The sequence below is a fragment of the Streptomyces sp. NPDC004647 genome, assembly GCF_040609575.1.
Classification (GTDB): domain Bacteria; phylum Actinomycetota; class Actinomycetes; order Streptomycetales; family Streptomycetaceae; genus Streptomyces.
Genome location: NZ_JBEXKU010000155.1, coordinates 1 through 7,363, shown reverse-complemented (window position 1 = coordinate 7,363; position 7,363 = coordinate 1). Strand labels below are relative to the sequence as shown.

Below are 7,363 nucleotides of genomic sequence, written 5' to 3'. Positions count from 1 at the left end.
GACCACCAGCAGGCGACGATAATCCGAAGCGAGGAAGGAAACCAAGACGATGACGTCGAACCGCACGTATGACAGCACTGCGGCTTGCTCATCGAGCGAGCCATCGACAAAATCAAGGCGTGGCGTGGCCTGGCCACCCGCTACGACAAGACACCGGACAGCTACCTGGCGGGGCTTCAGCTGCGCGGCTCGATCATCTGGCTCCGCAGCATCCACCCCGCCTGATCACGACTCCTTACAGGTCCTGGACCCGGCGGCCCGTTGTGGAGGCGAAGCCAAGCCAGGTGTGGCGGTTGCCCCACCAGCACCAGCCGACCTTCGGGGCATTGCGCCGCTCGCGGCCGTCCCGCCCCGTGCCGTTGCTGATCCAGATCGCCGGGGTACGGGCGTCCAGGGCGCCGTTCGCCTTGCGCAGCCGGGAACCGATGGTCATGAAGCAGCGGTTGCGCTCCAGGATCGCCGGCTGCTGGAGCACCCAGTGGATGCCCTCGGTGAGCAGCAGCGGGGTGCGGTCCTCCTTGGTGAGGGCGGGCAGCGCCTCCTCCGGGCTCCAGTTGGCCATGTGGTCGCCACGATCGAGGTCGGTTACGAGGTAGAGGGGGGCGTCGGGCAGCGCGACCGTTTCGAGCGGGGCGAAGTGGTCGACGTCGGGCATGTCGGTGACGACGAAGCCCGGCTTGCCGTCACGGCGGAGCAGCGGCGCCAGGGCGGAGGCAGGGGCTTGGTCGGGGCGAACAGCGAGCAGGGCGGCATCGCCGGCCGCAGGAACCTCGGCGACCTTGGCGAAGGCACGCAGCTCGGCGGCGGGCAGCCCGGCGATCTCGTGCACCCCCAGCTCGATCAGACGCTCGGCCTGCACACTCAAGGCCGGGAGTACCGGGACAGCGGTGGAGGTGACGGGCATGGTTTCGGGCACGATGCTCCAGGGATAGCGACGTGGACGGGCCCAGATTGAACGAGGCGACCCGCCGGAACATTCCTGCCGCTGCTGCCTCCGCCCCTTCCCGTGATCACGACTCCGTACAGGCCCCTAGCGCGCCCTGTGGTGCGGACGGGGTTCCGGGTGCGACCCTGAACGGTATGAACATCCCTTTCTTGGACAACTGGCGCAAGCGACACGGCGCTGCGCGGGGCGTCGCCGTGATGGGCACGTCCGAGAACGACCCCGAAGGGGTGGCCGAGCTCCTCTCCGAGTGCGAACTGCTGCGCAGCCGGGCCGCTGCGGTCGGGCTCGAACTCGATGACTCCGCACGGTCCTTGGAGGCACTCGACCAGCTGCTGCCGCGCTGGCGCGACGACCCCGAGGAACTGCCCTGGCTCGGCAATGACGCGGGTCTGTATCTGGGGACGGTGATCGTCCGTACGGTGTCGGGGGCCGCCTGGCAGGTGTGGCCGAACGGTCAGCCGGTGGTGAAGCTTCCCTCCGGCCGGGAGATCAATGTGGTGGAGGCGGGAATCGACTGGGCGGTCAGCGGGGCGCCCGAGCTGTCCCAGGTCTACGCGGAGGCTTCCGAGGGCTGAGTGCCGCCCGCCATCCACGGCTTCACCTGCTCCGACCTGTAAGTACGGCTATTGCCGTATCGGTGCGTGTCGACCATGAAGTGCCCCATCGCCTTCATGGCGGACGGCCGGACGTGGAGGACCGCACCGCCGAGGTGTTCTGCACCACGCCGGTGAGCGACCGTGCCAAGGACTTCCCGTCCAAGATCCTCAAGCACTGAGCGGGGAGCGGGGACCTGATGCGCAACCGCCGTGCGCACCGCCGCCCACTCACCGCCGCCGCACGCACTGCACACACTGCACACACTGCCCGCACTGCACACACCGCCCGCACTGCAAGATGACGTCCGCACTGCAAGATGACGTCCGCCGCCCTCGGCTTCAATCCGGCAGCAGACCGCCGTAGCCGGTCGGTCAGTTTCCCTCGCGCAGCGGCACATCGAGATACGAGGGGTCCTCGGCGGGGGAGGAGAAGGTGAGCCTCGCCCAGTTCGGGTTGTGCTCGATGTAGAGCGGGTCGACGGTGTCGACGACCAGCGCGAGCCGGTGCCCGGCCGGGACGTCGTACGCCGTCGAGAACAGCTCCAGGTCGACGCCGAAGGGCCGGCCCGCGGGCCGGTCGTGGAAGGTGAAGGGCGCGTTGGTGACCAGCTTGCCGATGCCGAGCGGGCCCACATCGTAGAGGTAGGCGATGCCGGTGCCGCTCTCATCGGTGCTGGTGACCGTGGTGTGCAGTTTGGCGGTGCCGCGGATGCGCTGCTCGGTGCCGTACTTCTCGGACTGCCAGACGGCGGCGAAGGAGCGGGGGAGCAGCGGGACCGAGGCGATCGGCGGGAGCCTGAAGAACTGGTCGAGAACGCTCGACAGGATGACGAGGCCGCCGTTCGCGCCGGAGTCGATGTTCGCGAAGATCTTCTTGGAGCCGTCGAGGGGGATGCGGCGGGTCGCCGACGGTACGGCCTTCCAGCTGGGGTAGCCCTCGTAGGCGTCGGTGGAGCGGGACTTGAGCTGGACGGGGCGTTCGCGCTCGACGCCGTTGTCCTCGCCCTTGAGGTAGTGGTCGAACCAGCGCTGGGCGCCTGACCAGGTGTCGTTCGGCAGGCCCAGCAGCCCGGTGCCCTCGGCGGTGGCGTGGTCCCCGGGCCGGAACTCCAGACGCTTGGGGCCGGTCAGCTTCTCGTAGAAGTCCGCGTACTGGTTGGGCGGGAAGATCGTGTCGCCCCACGCGTTGCCCAGCATGATCGCCGCGCCGTTGGCGTTGATTTTGTCGATGTACGTGGCGGGGGACCGCTTGTCCCCCCAGGCGACGAACTCGTCCTCCTTGTCGAGGTCGGAGCCGAGGAAGTCCTTGGTCACACGCTGGAATTCGGGGCTGGGCCGGCCGGTGGCATGGCCGATACCGGAGAGAAGCGCGCTCGCCTGGAGATGCTGGGTGCGGCCGCTGTAGATGGAGTTGGTGAGGCTCGCCCACCCGCTCATCGAGACCACGGCCTTGATGCGTTTGTCGAAGCCGGCCGCGAGCAGACAGATGCCGGCGCCGTACGACATACCGGCCATGCCGATCCGCTGGGGATCCGACGGGGTGTTGGCCAGGGTCCAGTCGATGACCTTGGAGACGTCGGCGACGTCCGGAGGACCGCCCACCTCGATGAAGCCGCCGGACTGCCAGAAGCCCCGGACGTTGTAACTCACCACCACGTAGCCGGACTCGGCGAGCTTCTTCGCCTGGGCCAGGTACTCGATCTGCGGGAGGCCCCAGCTGGTGGGCAGCACGATGACGGGATGGCGGTGTTTGCTGTCGGCTCCGGCCGGGGTGACCACATTGGCCTTGAGGACCGTACCGCCGTCGCCCGCGATGTCCACGAATCTGACATCCGGGGTCCCTGTCAGTGCGGACTGCTGCTGTGCAGGAGCCTGTGGCGGGGCGGCCGGGGCGGCCGGGGCGGCCGGGGCGGCCGGGGCGGCCTGGGCGGCGGGGGCCAGACCGAGCGAGGTGCCGGCGAGTACGGCTGCCGAGACCGCGCCGACTGCGGAGGTGCGCAAGGCCTTGCGGGGGGTTCCCATGGGTCGGCTCCTGATATCGGTGCTGACAGTATCGTCAGCACGTGCTAAGTGACCCGAAGGTAACCGCAAGGCTTTACCGAGGGTAATAGCGCGGCAAGTTACGCGTGAGTAACGATTGTTGACGCCGATGTCAGGGAGCTGCGGACCCCGGAGCGGTGCCCTGCTCGAAGGTGACGACGAGGTCGGCGCGGCCCCGACAGGCCTCCACCAGACGGGCGTTGGCTTCATCCGACTCGTGGACGAAACGCTCGGCATGCGGGCGCGGTTTGCCGAACTCCTCGTGGCGCTCGATGAGCCGGCGTACCCGCTCCTCGCTGTCGAGCTCGACGTACCAGGCCTCGTCGAGCAGGGCGCGCACCCGTGTCCACGGTGCCGCGTCGAGAAGGAGATAGTTGCCCTCGGTCACCACCAGCGGGACGTCGGGCGCCACCGGGATGCTGCCGGCGACCGGCTGTTCCAGGCCTCGGTCGAAGGCCGGGGCGTAGACGACGGTGTCCGGTTCGGGGTGCCGCAGCCGGGAGAGCAGCGCGGTGTAGCCCGCGGCGTCGAAGGTGTCGGGGGCGCCTTTGCGGTCGGTGCGGCCGAGACGGCGCAGCTCGGCGTCGGCGAGGTGGAAGCCGTCCATCGGGACCAGCACGGCGTCACCGGCGAGCTCCTCGACGAGATACTCGGCCAGGGTGCTCTTGCCGGCGCCGGGCGGCCCGGCGATGCCGAGGAGGCGGCGGCCCCCGGTGGCGGCCAGGCGCCGGGCCCGGTCCAGGAGTTGCTCGGGATTCATGGCCGGTTCATGGCCCTCTCGTTCACGGTCTGCCGCTCATGTGCGGGCCTCGGCCCTGCCACTCATGTGCCGGCGCGGTGGGAGTTCCGGGGCGCCGCCGGTGCCGGGGCGGTGGCCGCGCGGGTGACATCGGCGACCAGCTCGACGACATCGGGCCCGTACGCCTGCGAGTTGACCACCTTCAGCAGCAGGCAGAAGGAGTTGTTGCCGTGCTTGCGGGTCAGCTTGGCGTGGTGGCGGGCGAGGTAACGGGCGGCGGCGTGGTTGGCGTTGGAGTGCTGACCGCAGGCGAGGAAGACCGGCCGGGCGTCCTGTCCGGCCGTCAGCCGGGCCAGCAGGACGTGCTCGACCGTCCCCTGCTGCATCCGGTAGCGCTCGCTGCCCACCTGGAAGGCGCCGCGGTCGGGTCCCGGCTCGTCGTCCATGTTGACCCTGATCCCGGGCAGCAGAGACTGCAGATGGGCCGCCATCCGCTGGTTCGACTTGGGACCCCCGATGCAGAACTCGGTGCGCTCACCGAAGCCCTGCTGGGCCGAGTCGTGGGCTATGACCTGCGCATGCGCGCCGCAGTCCTTGATGAGTGCGGAGAGCTCGAGCAGCGCGAACACATCGCGCCGGGCGACGCTCCAGTCGCCACCGCCCACGTGGCGGTTGACCACGAGCAGGCACTCGGAGTTGGCGGGCAGCCCGAGGAAGCGCTGCTTGCGGAGGAGCCCGCGTCGCCACAGATACGTACGGGCGAACCAGCCGATCGCCGCGGCGACTCCGGTGGCGATCACTCCGAGGACGATGTTGCGCACGTCTTCGCTCATGGCCGGGGATCGTAGCGGTGGCGGATATCGGTGCTCGAGCCGGTGACGTTGCTGACGTGGTCCGTGTGGCGAAGTTAGGCTGCCGTGCAGGTTGCCCAGTGGAGGTTTGGATGCCGCGTAGTCCCGCTCGCCCCGTTCGTCCTGTCCGTTCAGTTCGCTCCGGCCGCCCTGGCCGTCTCGCCGTACGCAATCTGTCGCTGCTTGCCGTCACCACGGCGGTGGTGTCGATGGCCGCGGCCACGCCGGCGACACCGTCGGGCGGGAGCGGCGCAGCCCCTACGCCTGCCAACACGGCCGCCGAGACGCCCGCGAGGACGCCGACGAAGACGCCGGTCGCGGCCGGCTACGGCGGTGCCGTCTCCAGCGTGGACCCGGACGCCTCAGCGGCCGGGATCGCGGTGCTCAAGCGCGGCGGGAACGCGGTGGACGCGGCGGTGGCGACCGCAGCCGCGCTCGGTGTCACCGAGCCGTACTCGGCCGGTGTCGGCGGCGGGGGCTACCTGGTGTACTACGACGCCGAGCAGCGCAAGGTCAAAACGATCGACGGCCGCGAGACCGCGCCGCTCAGCGCGGGCAAGGACCTCTTCCTGGAGAACGGCAAGCCGGTGCCGTTCGACCAGGCGGTCACCAGCGGGCTGGGCGTCGGCACCCCCGGCACTCCCGCCACCTGGGACGCGGCGCTGAACGCCTGGGGCAGCAAGTCACTCGGCCAGGTGCTGAGGCCCGCGGAGCGGCTCGCCCGCGACGGCTTCACGGTCGACCGGACCTTCCGGCAGCAGACCGCGGACAACGAGGCGCGGTTCCGGGACTTCCCGGCCTCCGCCGAGCTGTTCCTGCCGGGCGGGCAGCTGCCCGTGGTCGGCTCGACCTTCAAGAACCCCGACCTCGCGCGGACCTACGCCCAGCTGCGGAAGCAGGGCTCCGACGCCGTGTACGAGGGGCAGCTGGGCCGGGACATCGTCCGTACGGTCCGCAAGCCCCCGGTGGCCCCGGATGCCGAGCGCGTGGTCCGGCCCGGTGACCTGAAGGCCGCCGACCTGCGGGCCTACGCGACGAAGCGGCAGGCCCCGACCCGCACCTCGTACCGCGGGCTCGACGTCTACGGCATGGCGCCTTCCTCCTCCGGCGGGACCACGGTGGCCGAGGCGCTGAACATCCTGGAGAACAGCGATGTCTCGAAGCTGAGCGACAAGGCCTATCTGCACCGCTACATCGAGGCGAGCCGGATCGCCTTCGCGGACCGGGGGCGCTGGGTCGGGGACCCGGCCGCCGAGGACGTACCGACGAAGGGGCTGCTCTCGCAGCGGTTCGCGGACTCGCGGGGCTGCCTGATCAAGGACGACGCGGTGCTCACCAGCCCCGTCGCGCCGGGTGACCCGCGGCGGCCGGGCGGCGGCTGCGACAGCGGCGGCAAGGCGGCGCCGACGACGTACGAGGGCCCGAACACCACGCATCTGACGGCCGCCGACAAGTGGGGCAACGTCGTCGCGTACACCCTCACCATCGAGCAGACCGGCGGCAGCGGGATCACGGTGCCGGGGCGTGGGTTCCTGCTCAACAACGAGCTGACCGACTTCTCCTTCGCCCCCGCGAACCCGGACGTGCACGACCCGAACCTGCCCGGTCCGGGCAAGCGGCCGCGCTCGTCCATGTCCCCGACGATCGTCCTCGACAAGGGGAGGCCGACGCTGGCCCTCGGCTCCCCGGGCGGGGCCACGATCATCACCACGGTGCTGCAGACCATGACGGGTCATCTGGACCGCGGTCTCCCGCTGGTCGACGCGATTGCGGCGCCGCGCGCCAGCCAGCGCAACGCGGCCACGACGGAGCTGGAACCGGGCCTGTGGAACAGCCCGCTGCGCGCCGAACTCGAAGCGCTCGGCCACGGCTTCAAGCGAAACCCGGAAATCGGCGCGGCGACGGGCATCCAGCGGCTGCCGGACGGCCGGTGGCTGGCGGCGGCGGAGAAGGTACGGCGAGGGGGCGGCTCGGCGATGGTCGTACGGCCGCACGGGCGCCCGTAAGCCGGAGGGTCGGGCCTGGTGCTGCCGGGTTACGGCGAGGGGGCGGCTTGGCGATGGTTGTGCGGCCGTATGGGCGTCGGTAAGCGGGAGGGTGGGCCTGGTGCTGCTGGGCCGGGTGCCGCGGCCCAGGTCTTGCCGGGCCGTGGCGCACAACGCCCTCACCCCCATGGTCTTCCCCCACCCGG

At 70.4% G+C, this 7,363-nt stretch carries 6 protein-coding genes and 2 pseudogenes; 4 read left to right on the top strand and 4 right to left on the bottom strand.

What is annotated here, in order from left to right:
* Positions 1-90: 90 nt before the first annotated feature.
* Positions 91-225: pseudogene (locus tag ABZW18_RS33895) on the top strand (IS5/IS1182 family transposase); the annotation flags it as partial.
* Between the two features lie 10 nt (positions 226-235).
* Here the strand turns inward: ABZW18_RS33895 and ABZW18_RS33890 are convergent.
* Positions 236-916 (bottom strand): DUF5701 family protein, encoded by a 681-nt coding sequence (locus ABZW18_RS33890; protein ID WP_356195155.1) that lies wholly within the window; start codon positions 914-916, stop codon positions 236-238.
* Positions 917-1,080: 164 nt separating this feature from the next.
* Here ABZW18_RS33890 and ABZW18_RS33885 point away from each other — a divergent pair, with 164 nt between their 5' ends.
* On the top strand, positions 1,081-1,521 hold the full coding sequence (locus ABZW18_RS33885) for a DUF6278 family protein (RefSeq protein ID WP_356195152.1): 441 nt from the start codon (positions 1,081-1,083) through the stop codon (positions 1,519-1,521).
* Positions 1,522-1,634: 113 nt separating this feature from the next.
* Positions 1,635-1,721 (top strand): annotated as a pseudogene (locus tag ABZW18_RS33880) (amino acid ABC transporter ATP-binding protein); the annotation flags it as partial.
* A 193-nt stretch (positions 1,722-1,914) separates the two neighbouring features.
* Here ABZW18_RS33880 and ABZW18_RS33875 read toward each other — a convergent pair.
* The 3 genes from ABZW18_RS33875 to ABZW18_RS33865 all read right to left on the bottom strand — a co-directional run bounded on the left by ABZW18_RS33875 (position 1,915) and on the right by ABZW18_RS33865 (position 5,154).
* A complete protein-coding gene (locus ABZW18_RS33875; RefSeq protein ID WP_356195150.1) occupies positions 1,915-3,564 on the bottom strand; it encodes an alpha/beta fold hydrolase in 1,650 nt (549 codons plus the stop codon).
* A 130-nt stretch (positions 3,565-3,694) separates the two neighbouring features.
* Complete coding sequence (locus ABZW18_RS33870; RefSeq protein ID WP_356195148.1) at positions 3,695-4,342, bottom strand: nucleoside/nucleotide kinase family protein; 648 nt, start codon at positions 4,340-4,342, stop codon at positions 3,695-3,697.
* A gap of 62 nt (positions 4,343-4,404) precedes the next feature.
* The gene (locus tag ABZW18_RS33865) at positions 4,405-5,154 is read right to left on the bottom strand and encodes a hypothetical protein (protein ID WP_356195146.1); all 750 of its coding nucleotides are present in this window, start codon (positions 5,152-5,154) and stop codon (positions 4,405-4,407) included.
* A gap of 227 nt (positions 5,155-5,381) precedes the next feature.
* On the opposite strand from ABZW18_RS33865, the gene ggt reads away from it, so the two are divergent.
* Positions 5,382-7,178: a gamma-glutamyltransferase gene (gene ggt / locus ABZW18_RS33860; RefSeq protein WP_356195158.1), complete on the top strand. Its 1,797-nt coding sequence runs from the start codon at positions 5,382-5,384 to the stop codon at positions 7,176-7,178.
* Positions 7,179-7,363: the final 185 nt, after the last annotated feature.

Coding starts and splice junctions, on each gene's coding strand:
- ABZW18_RS33885 (WP_356195152.1), top strand. CDS start 1,081: ATGAACATCCCTTTCTTGGACAACTGGCGCAAGCGACACGGCGCTGCG.
- ABZW18_RS33875 (WP_356195150.1), bottom strand. CDS start 3,564: ATGGGAACCCCCCGCAAGGCCTTGCGCACCTCCGCAGTCGGCGCGGTC.
- ABZW18_RS33870 (WP_356195148.1), bottom strand. CDS start 4,342: ATGAATCCCGAGCAACTCCTGGACCGGGCCCGGCGCCTGGCCGCCACC.
- ABZW18_RS33865 (WP_356195146.1), bottom strand. CDS start 5,154: ATGAGCGAAGACGTGCGCAACATCGTCCTCGGAGTGATCGCCACCGGA.
- ggt (WP_356195158.1), top strand. CDS start 5,382: ATGGCCGCGGCCACGCCGGCGACACCGTCGGGCGGGAGCGGCGCAGCC.